Source organism: Streptococcus fryi, from assembly GCF_053206505.1.
Genome location: NZ_JBRUGW010000001.1, coordinates 107,530 through 129,542, shown reverse-complemented (window position 1 = coordinate 129,542; position 22,013 = coordinate 107,530). Strand labels below are relative to the sequence as shown.

The 22,013-nt window shown below is 41.6% G+C and carries 20 protein-coding genes and 1 pseudogene; 4 read left to right on the top strand and 17 right to left on the bottom strand.

What is annotated here, in order from left to right; genetic code table 11:
* Window positions 1–48: 48 nt before the first annotated feature.
* Together ACVRZH_RS00750 and ACVRZH_RS00745 are read left to right on the top strand one after the other, a co-directional pair.
* On the top strand, window positions 49–411 hold the full coding sequence (locus tag ACVRZH_RS00750; protein WP_447453416.1) for a hypothetical protein: 363 nt from the start codon (window positions 49–51) through the stop codon (window positions 409–411).
* An 11-nt stretch (window positions 412–422) separates the two neighbouring features.
* Window positions 423–773, top strand: coding sequence for a hypothetical protein (locus ACVRZH_RS00745; RefSeq protein ID WP_447453415.1), 351 nt, complete (start codon window positions 423–425; stop codon window positions 771–773).
* A gap of 312 nt (window positions 774–1,085) precedes the next feature.
* Here the strand turns inward: ACVRZH_RS00745 and ACVRZH_RS00740 are convergent, their stop codons facing one another.
* From ACVRZH_RS00740 to ACVRZH_RS00715, 6 genes and pseudogenes are all read right to left on the bottom strand, one after another.
* Window positions 1,086–2,834: an ABC transporter ATP-binding protein gene (locus tag ACVRZH_RS00740; protein WP_447453414.1), complete on the bottom strand. Its 1,749-nt coding sequence runs from the start codon at window positions 2,832–2,834 to the stop codon at window positions 1,086–1,088.
* Between the two features lies 1 nt (window position 2,835).
* Window positions 2,836–4,572, bottom strand: a pseudogene (locus ACVRZH_RS00735) (ABC transporter ATP-binding protein).
* A gap of 485 nt (window positions 4,573–5,057) precedes the next feature.
* Window positions 5,058–6,329 (bottom strand): S41 family peptidase, encoded by a 1,272-nt coding sequence (locus ACVRZH_RS00730; RefSeq protein ID WP_447453413.1) that lies wholly within the window; start codon window positions 6,327–6,329, stop codon window positions 5,058–5,060.
* Between the two features lie 68 nt (window positions 6,330–6,397).
* Window positions 6,398–7,591, bottom strand: coding sequence for a DUF3114 domain-containing protein (locus tag ACVRZH_RS00725; protein ID WP_447453431.1), 1,194 nt, complete (start codon window positions 7,589–7,591; stop codon window positions 6,398–6,400).
* A 69-nt stretch (window positions 7,592–7,660) separates the two neighbouring features.
* Entirely contained in the window at window positions 7,661–8,080 is a 420-nt protein-coding gene (locus ACVRZH_RS00720) for a GNAT family N-acetyltransferase (RefSeq protein WP_447453412.1), read from the bottom strand.
* Window positions 8,077–8,487, bottom strand: coding sequence for a peptide deformylase (locus ACVRZH_RS00715; protein ID WP_447453411.1), 411 nt, complete (start codon window positions 8,485–8,487; stop codon window positions 8,077–8,079). Before ACVRZH_RS00715 ends, ACVRZH_RS00720 begins: the two co-directional genes overlap by 4 nt.
* Window positions 8,488–8,632: 145 nt before the next feature.
* On the opposite strand from ACVRZH_RS00715, the gene ACVRZH_RS00710 reads away from it, so the two are divergent.
* Window positions 8,633–9,511, top strand: coding sequence for a TSUP family transporter (locus tag ACVRZH_RS00710; RefSeq protein WP_447453410.1), 879 nt, complete (start codon window positions 8,633–8,635; stop codon window positions 9,509–9,511).
* Window positions 9,512–9,553: 42 nt separating this feature from the next.
* Here the strand turns inward: ACVRZH_RS00710 and ACVRZH_RS00705 are convergent, their stop codons facing one another.
* The 9 genes from ACVRZH_RS00705 to ACVRZH_RS00665 all read right to left on the bottom strand — a co-directional run bounded on the left by ACVRZH_RS00705 (window position 9,554) and on the right by ACVRZH_RS00665 (window position 19,264).
* Window positions 9,554–9,940, bottom strand: a complete 387-nt coding sequence (locus ACVRZH_RS00705; protein ID WP_447453409.1) for a Mini-ribonuclease 3 — start codon at window positions 9,938–9,940, stop codon at window positions 9,554–9,556.
* The gene (cysS, locus tag ACVRZH_RS00700; protein WP_447453408.1) at window positions 9,933–11,276 is read right to left on the bottom strand and encodes a cysteine--tRNA ligase; all 1,344 of its coding nucleotides are present in this window, start codon (window positions 11,274–11,276) and stop codon (window positions 9,933–9,935) included. The genes ACVRZH_RS00705 and cysS overlap by 8 nt, the downstream gene beginning before the upstream one ends.
* Window positions 11,269–12,033: a nucleoside phosphorylase gene (locus tag ACVRZH_RS00695; RefSeq protein ID WP_447453407.1), complete on the bottom strand. Its 765-nt coding sequence runs from the start codon at window positions 12,031–12,033 to the stop codon at window positions 11,269–11,271. Before ACVRZH_RS00695 ends, cysS begins: the two co-directional genes overlap by 8 nt.
* 9 nt (window positions 12,034–12,042) lie before the next feature.
* Window positions 12,043–12,627 carry a serine O-acetyltransferase gene (gene cysE / locus ACVRZH_RS00690; protein ID WP_447453406.1) on the bottom strand — a complete coding sequence of 195 codons (585 nt, stop codon included), beginning with the start codon at window positions 12,625–12,627 and terminating at the stop codon, window positions 12,043–12,045.
* Window positions 12,628–12,636: 9 nt separating this feature from the next.
* On the bottom strand, window positions 12,637–13,392 hold the full coding sequence (locus ACVRZH_RS00685; RefSeq protein WP_447453405.1) for an SseB family protein: 756 nt from the start codon (window positions 13,390–13,392) through the stop codon (window positions 12,637–12,639).
* 82 nt (window positions 13,393–13,474) lie between these two features.
* Window positions 13,475–15,619, bottom strand: coding sequence for a polyribonucleotide nucleotidyltransferase (gene pnp / locus ACVRZH_RS00680; protein WP_447453404.1), 2,145 nt, complete (start codon window positions 15,617–15,619; stop codon window positions 13,475–13,477).
* 364 nt (window positions 15,620–15,983) lie between these two features.
* The gene (gene rpsO, locus ACVRZH_RS00675) at window positions 15,984–16,253 is read right to left on the bottom strand and encodes a 30S ribosomal protein S15 (RefSeq protein ID WP_447453403.1); all 270 of its coding nucleotides are present in this window, start codon (window positions 16,251–16,253) and stop codon (window positions 15,984–15,986) included.
* 197 nt (window positions 16,254–16,450) lie between these two features.
* Window positions 16,451–17,770: a uracil-xanthine permease family protein gene (locus ACVRZH_RS00670; protein WP_447453402.1), complete on the bottom strand. Its 1,320-nt coding sequence runs from the start codon at window positions 17,768–17,770 to the stop codon at window positions 16,451–16,453.
* Between the two features lie 183 nt (window positions 17,771–17,953).
* Window positions 17,954–19,264, bottom strand: a complete 1,311-nt coding sequence (locus tag ACVRZH_RS00665) for a nucleobase:cation symporter-2 family protein (protein ID WP_447453401.1) — start codon at window positions 19,262–19,264, stop codon at window positions 17,954–17,956.
* Window positions 19,265–19,613: 349 nt separating this feature from the next.
* On the opposite strand from ACVRZH_RS00665, the gene def reads away from it, so the two are divergent.
* The gene (gene def / locus ACVRZH_RS00660) at window positions 19,614–20,228 is read left to right on the top strand and encodes a peptide deformylase (RefSeq protein WP_447453400.1); all 615 of its coding nucleotides are present in this window, start codon (window positions 19,614–19,616) and stop codon (window positions 20,226–20,228) included.
* Window positions 20,229–20,276: 48 nt separating this feature from the next.
* Here def and srtB read toward each other — a convergent pair whose 3' ends face one another.
* Window positions 20,277–21,092: a class B sortase, LPKTxAVK-specific gene (gene srtB / locus ACVRZH_RS00655; protein ID WP_447453399.1), complete on the bottom strand. Its 816-nt coding sequence runs from the start codon at window positions 21,090–21,092 to the stop codon at window positions 20,277–20,279.
* A gap of 73 nt (window positions 21,093–21,165) precedes the next feature.
* Window positions 21,166–21,972 (bottom strand): flagellin family protein, encoded by an 807-nt coding sequence (locus ACVRZH_RS00650; protein ID WP_447453398.1) that lies wholly within the window; start codon window positions 21,970–21,972, stop codon window positions 21,166–21,168.
* Between the last annotated feature and the right edge of the window lie 41 nt (window positions 21,973–22,013).

Sequence of the window (22,013 nt, the reverse complement as noted above, 5' to 3'; positions counted from 1 at the left end):
AAAGATGTCGGGATTTGATATAATATTATTATAAAAAGGGAGGTCCTCATGATGACAAAAAAGTCTATTTTTATATCTATCATCAGTTTTTTACTGATTTGTCTTATGCTCTGGGGCTTTTCAAAACCTTATGAGTTTTATACTAGAGACTTAAAAGGCACCTTCCAATGTAAAACTGGCAGTATGCTAATCACTCACTCCTACAAAGACGGTCAACTAACAGAATATCACATGGGTGATGTGATAAGGACTACGGACCACAGTTACAATCCTGACACACAGGTCATCTCTATCGGAAATGACATCTACCAACTTGAGAACTTTAAGCATTATGTCTATAAGGTCAATAACGAATCCTTTGACATGATAAAGGTCAGTAAAACACCAATTTATTTTCACTATCAAGACTGAGGAGGGATATTATGATTTTTCGTTTCTTGTCAAAACAAAAAACACCAAAGCAAGCAGATACCTATCATCAAGATATCATTGCTTTAGTGACTGCATTTCAAAATGCTTTTTCAGCTTACACAGACCAAGGGCATCGCTTATCTCAGCAGCGTATCACGGAATGTTTGGAGGACATCTCAACAGATAGGATTAGCCATCTGAAGATTGCCTTACGTGTCAAATGGCTCATTCGCGAAATTGGTATGATGCTCTTTGACCACTACTTTGTTCTCACACCAGCAGAAAGTGAGCTTTGGAGTGCCATCAAGGAACTAAATAGTAAGCATGATAGGATAGGCCATGGTGTAGGGATTGGGTTGTAAATCGTTAAAAAGAATAAGTCTGTTAAAAACTGTTGCAACCGCTCGACAAAAGGTTTCGTCTGATGGTAATGACTCACGTCACTAAAAAAGACTTTCTGATAGCGTTCTTTATACCCCGTTTTAAACTGTTGCCAATAATCTTTGATGATGGTTTCCAATTTTTCTCCTGATGATGAATCGTTGAGTTTTACCTATTCGCTCAATAACTCTTGTGGAACAGGGGCGTTAAAGCGTTTATCTGTCTGTATCACATTTTTAAAAAATTGCCCCCTAATAAACACGGGGGCTTTTCTTGTTTCTGTGGTATTCCCCCTACACCCCAACCTTTTGTTGAATGCGGTGCATGTGGGCGTAGCGGCCATTTTGAGCAAGGAGTTCTGTGTGAGTGCCTCGCTCGACAATCCGACCTGCATCCAACACCAAAATCTGATCGGCATTTTGAATGGTTGATAAGCGGTGGGCGATGATAAAGGTCGTCCGCCCCTCCTTGACCACAGACATGGCTTGCTGAATGAGCTCCTCTGTCTCAGTATCAATGTGGGATGTCGCCTCATCTAAGATGAGGATACTTGGATCAGCAAGCAGCGTACGCGCAAAGGAAATCAACTGGCGTTCACCAGATGAAAAGCTAGAGCCTTTTTCAACAACAGGTTCGTGGATACCTTTTTCCAAACGGGCCAACATGGCAGCCCCACCAACCTTTTCTAAAGCCGCAATGACCTCCTCATCTGTCTTATCCCTACGTCCCATGGTCACATTACTAGCAACCGTTCCTGTAAATAAGTACGGGTCTTGTAAGACAATGCCCATGTGCTGACGCAAGCTCTCACGCGAGTAGTCCCTAATCGACTGACCATCAATCCGAATATCTCCTTCTTGAGCCTCATAAAAGCGATAAAGCAGGTTCATGATAGACGATTTGCCAGACCCCGTATGACCGACAAGCGCTAAGGTTTCACCTTTATTAACTGTAAAGGAAATATCAGACAAGACAGGCTGCCCTTCAATATATGAAAAACCCACCTTATCAAAGACTACCTGACCTTGACTGACCTCTATGCTAGCAGAAGCATCGCTCTCTGTTTCCGCCGACAAGAGTTCCATGACACGACGACCTGTCTCAAGGGAACGCTGAATATTCGGCAATTGCCTCACCAAGCCCCCCAACAAGTCAAATAAAATGGTCACATAAGTCAGATAGACAAAGATACGACCAGGACTAGCCTCCAGATAACCCCCTAGAAACTGAAAACCAACGTAAGTTAAAATACCTGCAATCACTAAATACTTAAACAGTTCTGTCAAAGACCATGACACTGTTGAATACACAAAGATCAAGGCGTTGTCTGCATCCCTCATCTTGCCAGCCGACTGGTAGAACTCTCCCATGACCATTTCTTCTTGGTCGTATAACTGCAAGATTTCAGCACCGTGCATAGCTTCATTGATAAGGTTATTCAATTCTGCCCGCCCAGCATAAAAATCCTTAACCTGATGATGTGTTAAACGATTATATAGCCATTGCCAAACAAGGAAAAAAGGAAATAGTAATAACAATGCAAGTCCTAACTGCCAGTTCAATCGAAAAATAATAACGTAAATCACGGTCGTCTGTACCACCATGACAAAGATTTGAGACAGCAAGGCGCCATAGAACTGGGCACTCAAGTTTTCTGTGTCATTAACAATCCGTGTGGCTATCTTACCAGCAGGTTTGTCATCAAAATAAGCAATGGGCAAGTTCTGCATGACCCGATAAGCCTCTTGACGCTGCAAACTCGCAATACGATTGGCACAGTAAGCAAAAGCAAACTTGGCTAACAAGAAAACGGTTTTCGCCCCCAAAATCAAGAGGAGGTAGGTCGCTAACTGCCTCAATAAAACTCCTTCTAAAACCGCCTCTCCTTTAGAAAGACTGGTCAAAGAGCCATCAATAATGGTCTGAAAGTACAAGGGAGACAACTGATCACCTGCCGTTGCCAACAAGAGCAGGAACAAGCCCCCAAAGAAATAGACCTTAACCTTTCCAACATCTTTCAATAAACGTTTTAAAATCAGCATCCTACACCTCCTTTCCGCTCTCATTCTGCACCTGTTGGCGTTGATACTGCTCAAAATACCAGCCTTTTAACGCCAACAAATCTGTCGGACTACCTTCTTCAATGATACGCCCATCATCCATGACAATGACATGGTCAGCATGATGGACAGCCGACAAGCGATGAGTAACAATCACAGTCGTCTGACCAGTACCTTCAACCTTTAGTTGTTCAATAATCGCTCGCTCCGTCTTAGCATCAACTGCCGACAGGGAATCATCCAAAATCAGAAGAGAAGCTTCTCAAAGAAAGGCTCTTGCCAACGATAAGCGCTGTTTCTGCCCACCAGAGATAGACACACCATGCTCACCAACCAAGGTCGCAAGACCGTCTGACATGTGTTCCAAATCACTGGTAAAAACAGCTTTATCAATAGCCTGTAATACCTCCTCCTGACTAGCACCTGAACGACCAAGAGCAATGTTTTCTTCGACAGATTTTGAAAACAGAACATGCTCCTGTGGCACATAAGCGATATGCTTGGTCACGGATTGCCGACGATAATGAGATACCGCTTGACCATTGATAGTAAAAGTCCCTTCACCAAAGGGATACTGGCAAAGTAATTGACGAACCAGTGTGGTCTTCCCAGAACCTGTTTTGCCAACAATCCCTAGGGTTTGACCTGCTGATAACCGTAGGTTAATCTGCTCCAAACTTGGTCTGTAAGCCTGAGGATAAGTGAAACTATAATTGTCAAAGACCAGTTCCTCAAAAGCCTCCAACTCTACCTGACCATCTGGTGCTAAATCATCACCCGTAGTAATCAATTCTTGAATCTTATTAAATGATACCTGCCCTGATTTGTACACTAAAATCAAATCAGAAAACATGGCAAATGGCTCAATCAAAGAAACGACATAAAGTTGCAAAGCGATAATTTGCCCTAAAGTCAACTGGGCGCTTGCCAAGCCTTGAGCACCAAACCATAAAATCAACACAGAGGACAGGCCAACAAAAAAACGAATCAAGGGTAGATAAAGCGATTGATAGATACTAACTCGATTGCCCATACGAGCAACTGCATCAGCCTTTTCTTGAAAAACCTTGGCTTGCTCTGCTTTTTTATGGTAGGCTCTGGTCACACGGATGCCCTCAATAATTTCTAAGACATCATTGTTCAGACTAGCCACCGCATCTCTTTTTTGCTCAACCAAGTCATCTTGACGACGACCAATCTGATAGAAACAGAGTGTCATCGTGCAAATAGGAATCAAGGCAAGTAAGGTCAATTGCCACGAAATGAGCAACATCATTGGTATGACAAAGGCAATCAGACCAAAACCATAAAACAAAATCATCAACCCATAGCCAACCATGGATTCTAGGGACTCTGTATCACTGGAGAAACGCGTCAACATATCTCCTGAGCGAAACTTATCATAAAAGGGACGGCGCATCTTAATCAATTTCTTAAAGGCCTGCTCCTGCAAGTCAAACTTAAATGCTGTTGACCCTCTAAACAGGTGCAAGTGCCACAAATAAGCCGATACATAGGACACGACTGTTATCGCTACTAACTGGCTAATCACCGTCAATAAGCGAGACTTGGTCAGCGTCCCTGTCGTCATCGCATCTATCAAGCTTTGTATCAAGCGGGTTGGTAAAACCAAGCTCATATTATACACCATTAAAGAGACGACAACTAACACATAACGCCACTTATGTTTTCGGACATAAGTCCATATCAAACCAACCATTCTAACTCCTTTCTCAAACAAAAAGGGAGCGGGACAAACCTGTGATTTCATTGAAATCCATTTTGTCGTCCCACTCCCGCACGATTGACTAGCATAATCCCCCCATTCTTCTGAAGGGTGTTGAAAGGCTAATCAATCACTGCGTCAAATAGCTATTACTGCATTTTCTAAGAGATTGGGGACTTTACCCCTGTCTCTTATCACTCCTTTGTCTGCCAACCTAGTAGACACTAGCTCAACCATTTTATCAAGATAACCTATCCTTATTTGGATACTTCTTAGATAAGAAGGCAAACAAAAAGCCATAGCAGGACACTCCTCCTCTATGGCTACTTTATGATAATGACTCACTAAAGACCAATACAAAGGAGGCTATAAAACATTACTCTAACCTTAACTTGCTTATTCATGTTCTCTTTCCTCCTTTCTGATTGCTATCATAACATAACAAGCATCCTCTGTAAAGCCTTTTTGTGAACTTTTTCTTATATTTTTGTCATTAACGTTAGTGCTTTTTCCAAATCAACATCATGCTGTAAGTGTTCTGGCGTCCAAGGAACGAGCATATCAGGTACTACACCTTTATCAGTCATGCCTTTACCAACATCAATCGCCTGAGAACGTGACGTTGGAAAAATCAGTTCATACTGATCAATCGGCATTTTGTTGATATTGCTATAATCGTTAATTCCTAAGGTTGGACGTCCTATCACCGTTACTTTAGGCGATTGCTTCATCAGATAGACAAAATTTTCACCAGAAGAAGCACACATAACATCACTTAAAACGATAATCTTCTCTGGCTTTGCCTGACCACGAATGGTTTCAAATGGATCTTCTGAACCGTCATCATTTTCATAAGGAACAAAGCCTTTGCCTCTATTTTTCTCCAAATTAGCTTTAAACCCTTCCAAAAAAGCACGCACATCTGCTGGTAAATCAGGACTCGACAACTGTGACTCAATCATCTGTAAACGTAAGTCAACACTTTTTTCAGTGTACAGGATTTCCATGCCAAAATCATCCTCAGCAGCCATCACATCAGACAGTCCGCAACCTTCTGGCAAGGCATAGGCTAATAAAGGCAAAAAGTGAATATCCGAACCACCCGTATTCTGACGAACATCAATAATTAACGTCGAGCTTTCCTGAATCGCATCAGCAACATTATCATATAAGGCATACAGCTTATCCTCACTCCAAAAATCACTTATCGCCATATAGACCGTCTGTTCATTCAGTTGCTGCCACTCAAAGCGTGGTTCAGGAAGTTCTGGTGGCACATCCTTTGTCAAGGATACCACTATATCTTTCCCCTGTCTCGTTAGACCAATCTCATTGGTTCGCCATAACAAAAGAAACCACTTTCTATACTGACGTTCAGGTGTTTTAGAGGTCAAAAAATCCTTATAAAGCATTTGACAGTCAGCGATAGACCTGCCATCAAGAGAGGTAATGCAATCTCCCTTTGATAAACCGAGACCATCCTGACAGTCCGTCACATACAGAGCATTGTCATAATAACGCAAACGACAATACGGCAGGAGATTTGGCGTCATTTCACTAAAATGAACATGTCCTAGAACACCAAAACTACCTAGATAGGATTGCACTAGAAAAACAAAATCCTCATCAGACATCGCCTCGTCAATCTGTTGACGATATAATTCGGGATTAGCTCCCTTAATATCTTTCTTCGTTGACGATTCTTCTGCCATTATGGATACCACTTGATTAAAAACGTCTATTTTTTTCATCGCTTTACCTCACTGATGATATGTTTGTTTCATTGATAACAACACTAAAAATACAAGGCTAGACCATCTCACCGACCCGCTTTCCTCATTGTTCTCAACTCTTTGGCAAACCGTTTCCTCTGTTGAGTGACCAAGTCTGATAGACTCATTTTGTCTTGTGCATAATGACCTTTGGGGTTAAAATAACTCCTCAACCAAGCCTTTTGCTGCCAAACAGCAGATAACCTAGACGCTCTAATTGGCGCATAATAACGATATCTAGACGTTTTTAAACCTTGCTTACGAAAAGCTGGGTCAAACTTACTCACAGGTAAGATATCCAACTCCCAATGCCGTCTGCCATTACGATTAGCATAATTGAAACTTGCCCCATTAACAACACCATTTTCAGAGCCATCGAGGATATTGGCAAAATAGCCCCTCGCATCTAAAATCAACTCACTGTGAAACCGAACGAGGATTTTAATATTAGGGATAGCCAGAGAAGACACAGGTACTTTTTCCTTAGTAAAGGCAAGCTTATTATGAAGTCTAGCTGATTCTCTCAAATCATAATCCGAACGACAAGTGGGCAAGCCTAGTCGCTCACAAAATGTATCTTTAGCATCTTTATCGGCAAGATAGGCCAACAAGGCCTCTCTATCTGAACGACCACCACCATACTCTCGCCGAATCCAAAGAGTTTGCTGTAGACTAATCACATAACGAAGTTGATGAACCCTCCGTGCTAACTGACCTCCTTTTGCCAAAGATTTACCCGGAAAGGCAATTTGAACCACTCTAGCTAATAACTGCCAAAAAACATTATCTGGGGCTATGGGGGCAATCGCTGACAAATAATCCTCAATGTCTTCTGCAAGCTGCGTCAATTCTTTATCCAGTCCCACCGTATTTAAGGCGATCATGAGCAGATGACGAGCTATTTCAGGCGAAGATTCTAGCCATTCTCTCGCCCACATCTGCAAAAACAAGGGGCTGCCTAACCGCCTTGCCTGATGTTCTAACAAACTGACCCCTTCTACCGTCACCTCATGGGATAAATAAGTCAAATAACAATCACGCAAGACATAGTCAGACCAGCCAATACCAGATAAATCCTTCAAAGATGCCTTAACGGCACTATCAACATCACTTGAAAAACCAAAAGCATTCACCTTGTCAGCTAAGGAAGTCTTCTCAGATGGCACATAAGGCACAAAGGGAGCTTTTTGCTTAAAATAACCCAACCACAACCTTAGACCGACCAACGACAATAAACTCATCACAAACCATACTATCTCCATAGGTCTATTTTACCAAACTAATATCAAGTTTAGGACATATCATGCCATTCATAACAAATACTTCACAAAATGATACTTCGTCACACCTCTTAAAGGCACATCTGCCAACTGACCAAATAGGCTATACCCTTGTTTCAGATAAAAATCCTTGGCCTGATAAGATTTGGTTGATAGGGTGATACTGGTTAAGCCATTGTCACGAGCCCAAGCCTCCATATCATCTAGCAACTTCCGTCCAAACCCTTGACCTTGAAAACGCTCAGCGACCGCCAAGGCACTGACATGAGCATTCTCCCAAGTGATTTTGACAGAAATAACACCTGCCATAACATCATCAACATAAACTGCCAAGCTATAATTATCTTTCTTCAAGTTGGCATCGTTTATGGCCAATTGTTGCCTCTCTTGTTCAGTAAAAACACCTTCTGCAAACGCATGAGCTTCCTCACTTGAAATCTCACGTATCATATCAAAATTCCTTCCAAATGGTCTAACTCATGTTGGCAAATCTGTGCCGCAAAACCTGTCAGAGTAATGGTCTTCGTGACCCAATCCAAGTCTGTATAAGTTACTGTCAAAGAGTCATAACGCTTTGTTTCTCGACTACCATCTAGGGACAAGCAACCCTCCTCAGTTTGATAAGGTCCAGATTTCACCTCTACCTTGGGGTTAAACATAACTAGAGGCATATGACCAAGCATGATGACGATAACCCTCTTTTTTACACCTATCATATTAGCAGCCAAACCGACACACCTATCACGATTAGCTGTCAAGGTATCAAGCAGATCACGACCAACCCCCACATCAGATTTGGTCGCCTCAACAGATGGTTGGCTCAAAAAAAGCATGTCTCTCACAATATCTCGTTTCATATTTGCTCCTAACGCCTTAGTTTTCCTTATTGTAATCAAATTTCGATTATAAAGCAACCCATAAAATATCTGAATTTTTCTTATTGACAGGAAATTCAGAATCTTTTTATTTACAAAATGATACCAATTAGCTTATAATAGCTACATGACAAATGAACTTATTCTTCGTATCATCCAATTCATTCTCATCGGACTGATGATTTGGATGTTTATGGCTATATTGCAAAATGCTCGTCGTCACAAGGTGAAATTAACCGAACGCTTTTTCACAGGCTTTTGGATTGGCTATGTGACCGACTTACTCGATACCTTAGGTATCGGCACCTTCGCCACAACAACGACCTTATTTAAGGCAACAAAACTTGTCGAAGATGATCGAAAAATCCCTGCCACAATGGCAACCGCCCACGGTATCCCTGTCTTATTAGAAGCCTTGCTCTTTATCACCATTGTTGAGGTGGATACAACTACACTGGTCTGTATGGCTTTTGCGTCCTTCTTAGGCGCTCTTGTAGGTACTCGTGTCACAAAACATTGGAACACCAAGATGGTTCAACGCATTTTAGGAATATTACTCATCATTGCCGCAGGTATCATGGTTTATCGTATGATAACAAATCCAGGTGCTGACATCTCAACTGAGGTACGAGGCTTGACTGGTATCAAGCTCATCATCGGTATGATTTTCGACTTCATTGTAGGAATGTTGTTGACAATGGGACTTGGTAACTATGCCCCAGAATTGATTTTCTTCTCTCTCATGGGAATCAATCCAGCCATTGCTCTACCCGTTATGATGTTAAATGCAGCTATTATGCTCTCAACAAGCTCTCTGCAATTTATCAAATCTGACCGTATTAGTTGGCCAGGGATGTTAGGTATTATCATCGGAGGTATTCTAGGCGTCTTGACCGCAGCCTTCTTCTTGTCACACCTTGATGTTGATAATCTCAAGATTTTAGTCGTTATCATCGCTAGCTATACAGGATTGACATTGCTAAAAGCTTCTCTCAGCAAATCATAACACTATAAAAAGGAACTGGACAAAACAACCAGTTCCTTTTGTTTAATTATCGATAAATTGGATACACCACGTAATCAGTTCTTCCAATCGGTCAATTTGGTCTGTCATGTGTAAATACCCCATAACCGCCTCAAAACCTGTTGACATACGATAGGTGATCACATCAGCATTTTTGGCTTTGGTATAGCTTGTTGCATTACGACCACGACGATAGATTTCCTCTTCTTTTTCCGTTAGCATTTGCTTATCAAGCATGGCTTGAATGAGATTAGCCTGAGCTTTGGCTGACACATAGTGAGTAGCCATCTTATGCAGCTGATTAGGCTTTGTTTGCCCTGACATGATCAAATGTTTACGCACATAGGTCGAATAAATGGCATCTCCTTCAAAAGCTAAAGCAATGCCATTAATTAAATTGACATCAATCACGTGTCCACCTCACACCATCCTTGGTGTCGAGTAACTTGATCCCTCGTGCTAGCAACTCATCTCTGATGTGGTCAGCTCTAGCAAAATCACGATTAGCACGCGCCTCCTGACGCTCTGCAATCAAAGCCTCAATTTCACTGTCCAACTCTTCTTCCTCAAACACAATGCCAAAAACAGCCAACATCTGACCAAAGGCATCTTTAATACTTGCTGAGTAATGTCCCGAGTTAATCCACTTCGCCATGTCAAAGATGGCTGTGATACCATTTGCCGCATTAAAATCATCATCCATAGCAGTTGTAAAGGCAGCTACATAATCTGATAACCCCTCATCTGAACCCCCTTCAACAAATGGTTGCGTAAAGGTATTTTTCAAATATTTCAGATTCGTCTGAGCATCCTGAATAGCCTTGTCAGTATAGTTCAAGGGTCTGCGGTAATGTTGCGTCGCCAAGAAGAAACGCAATACCTGTCCATCAACCTGTTCCAGCATATCATGTGCCGTCACAAAATTCCCAAGAGACTTGGACATTTTTTCATCATTAATGTTCAACATGGCATTATGCATCCAATAATTAGCGAATGTGTGACCTGTTTTGGCTTCTGACTGAGCAATCTCATTGGTATGGTGAGGAAACTCTAAGTCAGCACCGCCACCATGAATATCAATGGTATCACCAAGCAATTCAGTTGCCATTACCGAACATTCAATATGCCAGCCTGGGCGACCTTTACCCCATGGGCTATCCCATGAGACTTCACCTGCCTTAGCTGATTTCCAAAGAGCAAAATCAAAGGGATGTTCTTTAATCTCAGCCTCACCATCAACACGGCCACTGGCACCAGCTTCCAATTCTGACAGGGTTTTATTGGCTAATTTAGCGTAGTTTTCTGATTTTGCCACACGGAAATAAACATCCCCCTGCGATTCATAAGCATAACCTTTTGCTATCAAATCAAGGACAAATGAGATGATTTCATCCATATAGTCAATCACTCGCGGGTGTTTTGTCGCTGGCTTCACGCCCAACTTTGACACATCTTCTTTAAAGGCAGCAATAAACTTATCCGACAATTCCTTGGTTGTCATACCTGCCTCATTAGCCGCACGAATAATCTTATCATCCACATCGGTAAAGTTAGAAATGTAGGTCACATCATACCCACGATATTCAAAATAACGACGAATGGTGTCAAAAGCCACCACACTTCTCGCATTACCAATATGGATATAGTTATAGACTGTTGGCCCACAAACATACATTTTAACCTGATTTTCTGTCAATGGCACAAAATCACGTAACTCTCTTGTCAATGTATCATAAATTTTAATCATTAGTTATCTCCTTAGCGATTTTTAAAGCGATGTCAAAGAAAGTCAGCAAATCTGCCTCCTCATGCCCCTCACGTTGATCCCATTCTCCCTCGTGATTAACATAGTCTGATGTATAGAAGAAATGATAGACCTCAGCTTGACGAAAGAGCGCCCAAGCACAGACAGATGACCACTCCATATCCACAACCTGACACCCCATTGCTTTACGACGCTTGACCTTATCAGCCGTCTCCCTAAAAATAGCATCTGTTGTCCATGCCTTTGTCGGGACATAAGCAATATTGTGCTTATCTAAAATAGAAGCAAACCGTTGAATATGGTCAATCGGGTAGCCTATCTCATCAGAACTAGGAGCATAATGGTAAGAAATCCCTTCATCACGTACAGACGACGTTGGCAAAATCAATTTGTTAGAGGCCAAAGTATCATCTAATACGCCACAAGTACCAAATAGAATAAACTTCTTAAAACCTAGCACCTTCAATTCCTCTAAACTGCCAACAATAGCTGGCCCACCTAAGAGAGCTTTCATTATAGCAACTTTTTGTCCCTCTTTCTCATAGATATACCATGAGTGTCTGCCATTGATATTATAACGATGACCACCCAAGCGACTAAACGTTGAAGCAACTAGCTGATCAAATAAATCGCCTGAAAAAGGCATGATAATCGTCTCGCAAACTTCAAAGACGTCACCATCCGAAGCTATCTCAGGCTCAATAATCCCTCTACTCCCATCAAATTCTTCTAAAATCATATCTGCCTCCTATAACTTTGACGAATAATAGCTGGCTTCTCGTTTCTCTTCAAGGGTTCGAATGGTGCCCAAATCTTTTTGCCCATGCACACGGACTACCTTAGCAGGCATACCAACAACTGTAACATCGGCAGGCACATCAGCTAAAACCACTGCCGCCGCACCAACTTTAGCATATTCACCAATCTCAACTGGACCAATCACTTGCGCGTGCGCAGAAATCAGGGCACCTCTGCGAACAGTCGGATGACGCTTACCAGCATCCTTACCTGAACCACCCAATGTTACACCATGATACAACATGACACCTTCTTCAATAATAGTTGTCTCACCTATGACAAGTCCTGCACCGTGATCAATAAAGACGCCCGCAGCTATCTCTGCACCAGGATGAATTTCAATCTGCGTCCAAAAACGCCAAAACTGACTATGCATCCTAGCCAACAACTTCAAATGGTGTTGCCATAAAAAATGTGAAAGGCGATGAGCCGCCAATGCCTTAACACCAGGATAGGTTAATAAGACCTCAAGTGTACTTCTGGCTGCAGGGTCTTTTTCTTTTACAATCGCAATCGTCTTTTGCCACCAACCCATAAAAGCCCCTTAAGCCGTTATCGCATCCCAGTCAATAAGGGTCATCTCATCATCAAATGGATCAATAACAACACCCTTACTGCCTTTGATAAAATTCTCACCAGAAACCGGAGACTTGATGTTTGGCAATGTCCATGTCAAAATCGCACCCTTTTCCTTACGGAATTCCCCACCAAAACCAGCCTTGTTGTACCACTTGGCAAAACTCTGCAAGTTTGTAAAGACTGGCACATAGCTATCACCATCAGGGTTTGAAATGGTTGGGAAACGGCGATTAGACGTTGTTTCACCCGTTTGCGTCACAAATGCTGGCACAAGGTAATAACGCTCAAAGGTTTCTGCCGTCTTATTCTGTTCACCCATAAGTTTGTTCAAAATCCCTGTGTAATAATTGATAAATGACACAAAATCAGACGTTTTGAAAATGGTTGAATTACCCGTATCGCCATCTTTTTTCAAATTATAAACCAGACCTGATAAGCCCATGACAATCGCTTCTTCCAAAATCTCTAAGCTCGGACGATGAAGCCATTTTTGATCTCTAGCACTAGCTTGACTAGCCTTAAACATCTCCAAGTCCATCTCATCTGTAAAGACTGGCACAACCTTTTGACCACTAATTTCAAGGGCGTAAGGCGCTTCGCTAGCCAAGACAGGATAGTTATGCAAGGCATTGACCAAACCAATCCCATCTAAAAAGTTGTCTGGCGCATTGATAAACGCTCTCAAACGCTTATCCAATTCTGTTGTTAATTGTTCTGTCATTATATGTCTTTCCTTTAAAATGAAAAGGAGAGGCAGACGAGGTCAAAGAAACCCATCGCCCTACCAACTCCTTATTTAGCTGTTAAGCTTCTGCCGTCTCTTCTGTCTTCTTCGGACGTTCTGGCTTAGGTGGACGAGGTAATAAGGCCTTCATTGACGCATCAACACGTCCCTTCTCATCAACCTTAATCACTTTAACTGTAACCTCATCACCAATAGCGACCAAGTCCTCAACACGATTGACACGTGACCATGCTAATTCTGAAATATGGACCAAAGCATCTGTCTTATCAAATAAATTCACAAAAGCACCGAATTTTTCGATACGTACGACCTTAGCTTCATAAACATCACCAACCTTAGCTTCTCTCACCAAGTTAGCAATAATTTCCTTAGCACGATTAATGGCTTCTTGGTCACTAGAGAAGATTGCCACCAAGCCATCTTCATCAATATCAATCTTAACGCCTGTCGCAGCGATAATCTTGTCAATTGTTTCGCCACCCTTACCAATGACAATCTTAATTTTATCAACATCAATCTTGATGGTATCAATCTTAGGTGCTGTCGGTGCCAATTCAGGACGAACTTCAGGAATTGCTTCATGCAAGACATCTAAAATTTCAAAACGAGCCTTCTTGGCTTGAGCCAAAGCTTCTTCTAAAATTTGAGGTGTAATCCCTTCAATCTTGATATCCATCTGTAAAGCTGTAATTCCGTCACGAGTACCAGCAACCTTAAAGTCCATATCTCCAAAATGGTCTTCCAAACCTTGAATATCTGTCAAAATCGTATAATTTTGACCGTCCGAAATCAAGCCCATAGCAATCCCAGCAACTGGTGCCTTAATTGGCACACCACCAGCCATCAAGGCTAGAGTTCCCGCACAGATTGACGCTTGAGATGATGACCCGTTTGACTCCAAAACTTCTGCTACCAAACGAATGGCATACGGGAATTCTTCCAAGCTAGGAAGAACTTGCTCAAGAGCACGCTCACCTAAGGCACCGTGACCAATCTCACGACGACCTGGCGCTCCGTAACGACCTGTTGACCCCACAGAATATTGTGGGAAGTTGTAATGGTGCATAAAACGTTTTTTGTATTCCGGATCCAAACCATCAACGGTTTGTGCTTCACCCATTGGTGCCAAAGTCAATACTGACAAGGCTTGCGTTTGACCACGGGTAAAGAGACCTGAACCATGCACTTTTGGCAAGAAATCAACTTCTGCCTCAAGTGGACGAATTTCATCAACGCGACGTCCATCAGGACGAATCTTGTCCTCTGTGATTAAACGACGAACTTCAGCATGTTCCATCTGCTCCAAGATTTCAGCTACATCACGCATGATGATGTCAAGGTTTTCATCGTCAGCAAACTTCTCTTGGTATTCTTCTTGGACACGCTCTTTAACAGCCTCTGTCGCTGCTTCACGCGCTAATTTCTCCTCAACTTGAACAGCTTGTTGCAAATCAGCATTATACTTAGCCACAATCTCAGCCTGTAACTCAGCGTCAACTTGCAACAACTCAACATCTGCTTTTTCTTGACCAACTTGTGCCACAATCTCTTCTTGGAAAGCAATCAAATCTTGAATAGCGGCATGACCTTTCAAAAGTGCTTCAAGCATGATTTCTTCTGATAATTCTTTAGCCCCAGACTCAACCATGTTGATGGCTTCTTTTGTACCAGCAACGGTTAAATCAAGGCTTGAGCGTTCTTGCTCATCAGCCGTCGGGTTGATGATAAACTCACCATCAACATAAGCTACTTGCACACCTGCAATCGGACCATTGAACGGAATATCCGAAATGGATAAAGCAAGAGATGACCCAAACATCGCAGCCATTGGGGCACTCGCATTTTCATCATAAGATAAGACTGTATTGATGACTTGGACTTCATTACGGAATCCTTCCGCAAACATAGGACGAATCGGACGGTCAATCAAACGAGCTGTTAAAGTCGCATCTGTTGACGGGCGCCCTTCACGCTTGTTAAAACCACCTGGGAATTTTCCAGCTGCGTACATCTTCTCTTCGTAGTTGACTTGCAGTGGGAAGAAGTCTCCTGTTGACATCTTTTTAGACATCACCGCCGCTGTCAATACCGTTGATTCTCCATAACGGACAATCAAACTACCATTAGCTTGTTTAGCCACTTGACCAATTTCAACCACAAGAGGTTTACCTGCAAAGGTCGTTTCAAATTGTTGTTTTGCCATGAAAAACAAATCTCCTTTTTTCTAGGTACGTGTTGTCTACAAAAGTCAACTGAGACAAATTCTCAACTCACCTTTGTATCAGCACGTATCCCTCTTATTTTACCATAAAACAAGATAAAAAGACTAGCCGATAAGACTAGTCTCACTAATTTTCTTTGCTAAAGCAAAAGAACAAAAATTCTAAAATGAAGTTAGCCATTTGACGGTATAAAAAATACCTCGATGAGGTATACTTGTAGTCAACCAAAACACAAGGAACCCCATCAAGATGCAAAACCATTATACACCAACACAAAAACACCCTGACAAGCTGTCAAGGTGTTCTTTTTGCTCAGTGACTATCGCCACCCGATCTGTCTTAGGATTAACGACGAAGACCAAGTGAGCTGATAAGGTCACGGTAACGGTTAACGTCAGTACGACGCAAGTATGCTAACAAGTTACGACGGTGACCGATTTTTTTCATCAAACCACGATAAGTTGCGTGGTCTTTTTTATGTTGTTTGATGTGGTTGTTCAAGTGGTTGATTTCCCAAGTAAGAACAGCTACTTGAACTTCTACTGAACCAGTGTCACCTTCATGACGTGCGTATTGAGCAATAATTTCATTTTTTTTCTCTTTTGAGATTGCCATGTTTTTTCTCCTTTTTTGCTTGATCCGAGTTTTAGGATTGGCTCTCCTAAAACCAAGAAAAAGTTGGTTTTGTCATTCCGACATTAGCTATTCTACCAGTGTTTTTTACTTTTGTCAATCATAACTCTCAAGCGAAGTAAAAAGAGTAAGGCTGTTTAATAAGAAACAAGCTACTTACCCTTTTCACAATATAATAACTAAGCCTTATCTTTTGGCAAAATCAAATTTAACAAAATACCTGTCAAGGCACAGAGAGCTGTTCCAGATAAGGTCACAGGGCCTACTGACAAGACGGCACCACCAAGACCAAGAACGAGCATTGAACTCGCAATAATCAAGTTACGCACCTTTTTGAAATCAACTTTTTCTTCAATCAAGACTTTCAAACCATTACTTGCGATAACCCCATACAAGAGGATAGACATCCCACCAATAACAGCACTTGGAATCGTTGAGATAAGTGCTGTGAATTTACCAAAGAAGCTAAAGGCAATCGCAATGAAAGCAGCATTGCGGATAACAGAGACAGAAGCAATGCGCGTCATACCAATAACGCCAGTGTTTTCACCATAAGTTGTATTGGCAGGACCACCAATCAAGGCAGATACAGCAGTTGCCACACCATCACCAATCAAGGTACGGTGCAAGCCAGGTTGCTTCAAGAACTGACGCCCACAAATCTCTCCCAAAACAGTGTGGTCACCGATATGTTCTGCAATCGTTACAACTGCAATCGGAAGAATGGCCAACATCTCTGGTCCAAAGTATAATTGATAATCAGCAAAGACCCCTGTCTTAAACGGCAGATAAAAATGTGGTAATTCAAACCATGCTGCATCCACAACCGGTTTAAAATCAACCAATCCCAAAACCACTGCGACGATATAGCCACCAACAATAGCCACTAAGAATGGAATGATTTTCATAAAACCTTTAGCCTTAGTATTGACAAAAGCAGCAATCAAAAAGGTAATTGCAGCAGCCAGCATGTTTTTCCAATCACCATCAGCAACAAAACCAGCATTGTTAACAGCTACATTAGCAAGACCAAGACCGATAACAATAATCATCGGACCAATAACAATCGGAGGTAGGAGGTAATCAATCCATTTTGTACCGGCCATCTTGACTAAAGCTGATACGAAGACATAAATCAAACCAACAAAGAAAATCCCTGTCTGTCCTGCTGAAATATCACCACCCATGGCTTCTTTTGCCATCGCCATCGCAGAGATGTAAGCAAAAGACGACCCTAGATAAACCGGCACCTTAAAGCTAGTCGCTACTTGATAAATCAGTGTCCCAATCCCAGACGCAAATAAAGCTACTGATACAGGCATCCCTAAAATCAAAGGAACCAAGATTGTCGCACCAAACATGGCAAAAACGTGTTGGAAACTTAACAAGATACCCTTAGCTAGCGGTGGAGCTTGGTCAACATCCAAAATCAAATCAACCTTAGATACCTCTAAGTCCAACAAACCATGGTCATCGGAAACTTGTAACTCTAAATCCATATTACCTCACTTTTGGGCACACAAAAAGGCCCGAAATATAGTCATAGGCCTCACATTTTCCTTGATGTCTTTCCCACCTCACAGGATGGGTTTAAAGACCTACGCTTCTAGTATTCTATCATATCTCTTAACAAAATACCAGTCCTTTTTAAACTTTTTCTCTCAAGAAACAACCTTTTCTTCCTATCGGCGTTTCTCGGTCAAAATAACATTAAGCAATAACGCTGCTAGTGTACCTGTCGAAATCCCTGATGACAATACCATTTTGATAGGAAGAGGTAGATTAGACAGCAATTCCGGACGAACCGTCACCCCTATACCGAGGGCAAAGGCAACCGAAATAATCAGCAACTCCCTATCACCCAAATGAATTTGAGACAAGGTTTTCAATCCTTGTGCAGCAACAAGACCAAACATAATCACACCAACACCACCCAAAACAGGTTGAGGCATGATTGAAATCAAGGCACTGAGTTTCGGAAAAACACCGAGAACAGTCAAAATCAAACCTGCTACAATCATAACATGACGGCTAGCTACCTTCGTCAAGGTAATCAGACCAACGTTTTGCGAAAAGGCTGTATTAGGACCCGCACCAAACAAACCAGCGATGAAAGACCCTACACCATCTGCCAAAACACCATTAGCCGCTCGCTCACTTGACACCTTAGTTTGAGATGCTTCGCCAATCGCCATCATAATACCCACCGTTCCAATCAAGGAAACCACATAAGCAGGGATAAAAGATAAGATAGATGCCACATCAAAGCGAACACCATAGCGTAACAGAGATGGTAAGGCAAACCATGCCGCATCAGAGACAACCGATAAATCGACCTTGCCTAAGAAAATACATAAAACATAGCCGAAAATCATACCAATAAACACTGAAGCTGTCTTCCACATCCCTTTTCCATAATGGCTAAGAGCAAGCGTAAAAACCATAATTGCAAAGGCAATCGTAATGTTCTCAATAGAACCATAATCTGGAGAGCCAAAGCCACCAGCAGCCCAATCCATACTCACAGGTAATAATGTAATCCCAATCAAGGAAACCACAGTCCCAGTAATCAAGGGTGGAAAGAAAGCCATCAAGGGTTTCACAAAACGACTCAGTAAAATCTCAACCAAAGAACCAACCAAAGTCGCACCGACAATACCAGCAATGCCAAATTGCGCACCAACACTAATAGCAGGATTAGCAAAAGTAAAGTCTGTCCCCATCATCCCAGAAACACGTGACCCAACAGGACCGACACCCTTAGATTGAATAATAGTAGCCACACCTGCCACAAAAATCGTTGCACTAACCATCACCGTTGTATCTTCAACACTTAAACCGATAGCAGACGATACCACTAATGGTACAGCAATAATACCCGCAAATGCTGCTAAAATATGCTGAAGGGCTAAAACAATAGTAACAGCCATCGGCGGCTGATCCTCAATACCATATAGCATCTCATCTTTAATCATCTCTGTTTCTCTTGACATGATAACCCCTTTTATTTCGTTAATGATTTAAAATTAGAACTATATTCTATCAGTTTCACGATTGTTTTTCAAGTTAAATTCGATTATTTTTATCAAATAATATCTATTTGTCCGTTTTTTAATAAAAAATCTCTCAATAATATAATATTTTAGTTTCATTGAATAACTAAAAACAAACAAACGTATTTCATAGCCAGATAACTTTCCCTCGAACCTCATACTGATAACTGAGGAAAACACGACTCAAATCTTTATTTCAAATCTATTTTATGGTATAGTTAGTAGCATAAGAAAACATCATAATGAACAAATACCTAGCAGATTTTCTGCTCTTAGAAAAGGAGACACTATGTCTATCCAAGACCGTTTAATCAAGCCTAGTCATTTAATTGATATGAACGATATTATCCGAGAAGGTAACCCAACCTTACGTCAAAAAGCCGAGGCAGTTCCAACGCCACTCACCGACCAAGATATTCTACTAGGCGAGAAAATGATGCAGTTCCTCAAAAATTCTCAAGATCCAGTGATGGCTGAAAAATTAGGACTACGAGGCGGAGTTGGTCTAGCTGCCCCACAACTAGATATCTCAAAACGTATTATTGCCGTTTTGGTTCCTAACAGCGAAGATGCCGAGGGTAACCCACCCAAAGAAGCCTATAGCTTACAAGAAATCATGTATAACCCCAAAATTGTCTCTCATTCTGTTCAAAATGCCGCACTAGCAGATGGTGAAGGGTGCTTATCCGTTGACCGACCTGTAGAAGGCTACGTCATCAGACATGCTCGTATTACCGTTGATTACACTGATAAAAATGGACAAAATCAGCGTATCAAACTGAAAGGCTTTAACGCCATTGTCGTCCAGCACGAAATAGACCATATCAACGGCATCATGTTTTATGACCGTATCAACGAAAAAGAACCATTCAAAGCCGATGAAGACCTTTTACTTCTTGATTAGGAAACATATGACAAAAAGACTGAGCAAAATTGCCCAGTCTTTTTTCGATTAACGTGTTGGTTGGTAAACCAGCTGATCCCCATGACTTGCTAAGAAGTCTGTCAACTCTGCATCTGGAATTTGACGGAGGTAAAGGTTGGCACGAATCGTGTCATCATCTTCACGGCAAGTCGATAATACCAAATACTTGTCTTTTGCTGTAATCTTAACCTTAGTATTTTGTGTATGAGCCAGTTCACGTACCTCTGTCAATTGTTTCTCAAAATCTTGCTCACTCTCAAACTCTGTACGGTAGAAAGCAGTGTCTTCTGGCACAATGATCAGGAAGGCAGCTTCATAGTAATACTTACGTTCAGGTGTTTCAATAACCACATAAGGATGTGCATCAAAGAACGCTTGATCGTCATAGTAGTTGACATCGTTAAACATACGATGGTCAGGTACTTTACTACCACGAGCATGTCCAAACAACCACGTCAAACTATCTGAAAAACCTTTATCATTGTCCATATCCATAAAGACTGTTCCCATTTGAGGCTCAAAGCCACCATCAAATGTTTTATCAAGATAAGTTGCGTTATCAGTCGTTTGCACAACAGGTTCATCTAAGTTTGTCCCTGGGGCATAGACATAAGCTACCGTTTCAGCATTAGTCGCTGTTAAGCCTGAAAAACGATTAGCAAGATAAGCTTTTTCTTCCTCGCTGACCTGATAGGCTACTTCTTCAGTCTTAGTGACTTGCTCAGTTTTAGGCGCCTTATTTGTTTCCTTAGGACTAGCCTTTTGCCCACAGGCAATCAGCGTGAAGATAGTTACCATACTCAAAAGAGCCAATAACCATTTTTTGATACCTTTATTAGTCACAAAAATCTCCTTTTACAATATCGTAAGAAAAAAGTTGCCAATACAGGCAACCTTTTTATCAGATTAGCTCAGATTATTTAACTGCGCTTGTTTTTGGAAGAGCTTTAGCAGCTGTTTTAGTTGCTACTGCTGCTACTGTTTTAGAAGCTGGTTTAGCAGATTCTTTTTTCATTTCAGCTGGTTTAGCTGAATCTGCTGGTTTATCAGCTGCTTTGATTGTTGCTGCTGCACTAGCATCAAGTTTTGCTACTTCTGAAACTGTTGCTTCATATTCACCTTGTAACTTGCTAACTTCTGCTGCTGCATCTGCTTGAGCTTTTTTAGCTTCTACAACGTTCTTTTCTTCTGTAGCAACTGCTGCTTTAGCTGCTTCTACTGCACCAGTATTAGCTCTAGCTGCTTCTACTTTTACTTCAAGATCATTTAAAACGACATCATAGTCAGCATTGATTTTTGCAATTTTTGCTGTAACTTCTGCGTTACCAGCTTCTTCTGAAGTCACATGGTCACCAACTGCAACTGTTCCTGACTCAGCTTCCGCAAGTGCTGTAAGTTTTGCTGCCAAAGTGTCATCATACGCTTTTTGTGCTGCAGCAAGTGCTGTATTATAATTCATTTCAGCTGTTGCAAGATTTTGTTTTGCAACTTCAAGAGCACTCTCAAAGTAGATAACATCGTTGCTTGCTTTTACGTGACGCTCGTTAGCGAGGTTACGAAGAGCTTGTAATTCTGAAGCTTTTTTACCAAGTTGAGCAATTTTTGCTGTAACTTTAGTATCAACTGCTTTAAGTGCTGTATTATTATTAGCAAATACTGTAGCTGTTGGCACTGCTGCACCAAGAGCTGCAACTGCTAAAAGTGTAACTACTGATTTTTTCATGAAAAAATCTCCTTTTAATAAGATAGTATTTAAATACGTCC

What these genes read in the sequence shown, in the direction of transcription:
- ACVRZH_RS00750 (WP_447453416.1), top strand. Translation starts at nt 49, where the DNA reads ATGATGACAAAAAAGTCTATTTTTATATCTATCATCAGTTTTTTACTG.
- ACVRZH_RS00745 (WP_447453415.1), top strand. Translation starts at nt 423, where the DNA reads ATGATTTTTCGTTTCTTGTCAAAACAAAAAACACCAAAGCAAGCAGAT.
- ACVRZH_RS00740 (WP_447453414.1), bottom strand. Translation starts at nt 2,834, where the DNA reads ATGCTGATTTTAAAACGTTTATTGAAAGATGTTGGAAAGGTTAAGGTC.
- ACVRZH_RS00730 (WP_447453413.1), bottom strand. Translation starts at nt 6,329, where the DNA reads ATGAAAAAAATAGACGTTTTTAATCAAGTGGTATCCATAATGGCAGAA.
- ACVRZH_RS00725 (WP_447453431.1), bottom strand. Translation starts at nt 7,591, where the DNA reads ATGAGTTTATTGTCGTTGGTCGGTCTAAGGTTGTGGTTGGGTTATTTT.
- ACVRZH_RS00720 (WP_447453412.1), bottom strand. Translation starts at nt 8,080, where the DNA reads ATGATACGTGAGATTTCAAGTGAGGAAGCTCATGCGTTTGCAGAAGGT.
- ACVRZH_RS00715 (WP_447453411.1), bottom strand. Translation starts at nt 8,487, where the DNA reads ATGAAACGAGATATTGTGAGAGACATGCTTTTTTTGAGCCAACCATCT.
- ACVRZH_RS00710 (WP_447453410.1), top strand. Translation starts at nt 8,633, where the DNA reads ATGACAAATGAACTTATTCTTCGTATCATCCAATTCATTCTCATCGGA.
- cysS (WP_447453408.1), bottom strand. Translation starts at nt 11,276, where the DNA reads ATGATTAAAATTTATGATACATTGACAAGAGAGTTACGTGATTTTGTG.
- ACVRZH_RS00695 (WP_447453407.1), bottom strand. Translation starts at nt 12,033, where the DNA reads ATGATTTTAGAAGAATTTGATGGGAGTAGAGGGATTATTGAGCCTGAG.
- cysE (WP_447453406.1), bottom strand. Translation starts at nt 12,627, where the DNA reads ATGGGTTGGTGGCAAAAGACGATTGCGATTGTAAAAGAAAAAGACCCT.
- ACVRZH_RS00685 (WP_447453405.1), bottom strand. Translation starts at nt 13,392, where the DNA reads ATGACAGAACAATTAACAACAGAATTGGATAAGCGTTTGAGAGCGTTT.
- pnp (WP_447453404.1), bottom strand. Translation starts at nt 15,619, where the DNA reads ATGGCAAAACAACAATTTGAAACGACCTTTGCAGGTAAACCTCTTGTG.
- rpsO (WP_447453403.1), bottom strand. Translation starts at nt 16,253, where the DNA reads ATGGCAATCTCAAAAGAGAAAAAAAATGAAATTATTGCTCAATACGCA.
- ACVRZH_RS00670 (WP_447453402.1), bottom strand. Translation starts at nt 17,770, where the DNA reads ATGGATTTAGAGTTACAAGTTTCCGATGACCATGGTTTGTTGGACTTA.
- ACVRZH_RS00665 (WP_447453401.1), bottom strand. Translation starts at nt 19,264, where the DNA reads ATGTCAAGAGAAACAGAGATGATTAAAGATGAGATGCTATATGGTATT.
- def (WP_447453400.1), top strand. Translation starts at nt 19,614, where the DNA reads ATGTCTATCCAAGACCGTTTAATCAAGCCTAGTCATTTAATTGATATG.
- ACVRZH_RS00650 (WP_447453398.1), bottom strand. Translation starts at nt 21,972, where the DNA reads ATGAAAAAATCAGTAGTTACACTTTTAGCAGTTGCAGCTCTTGGTGCA.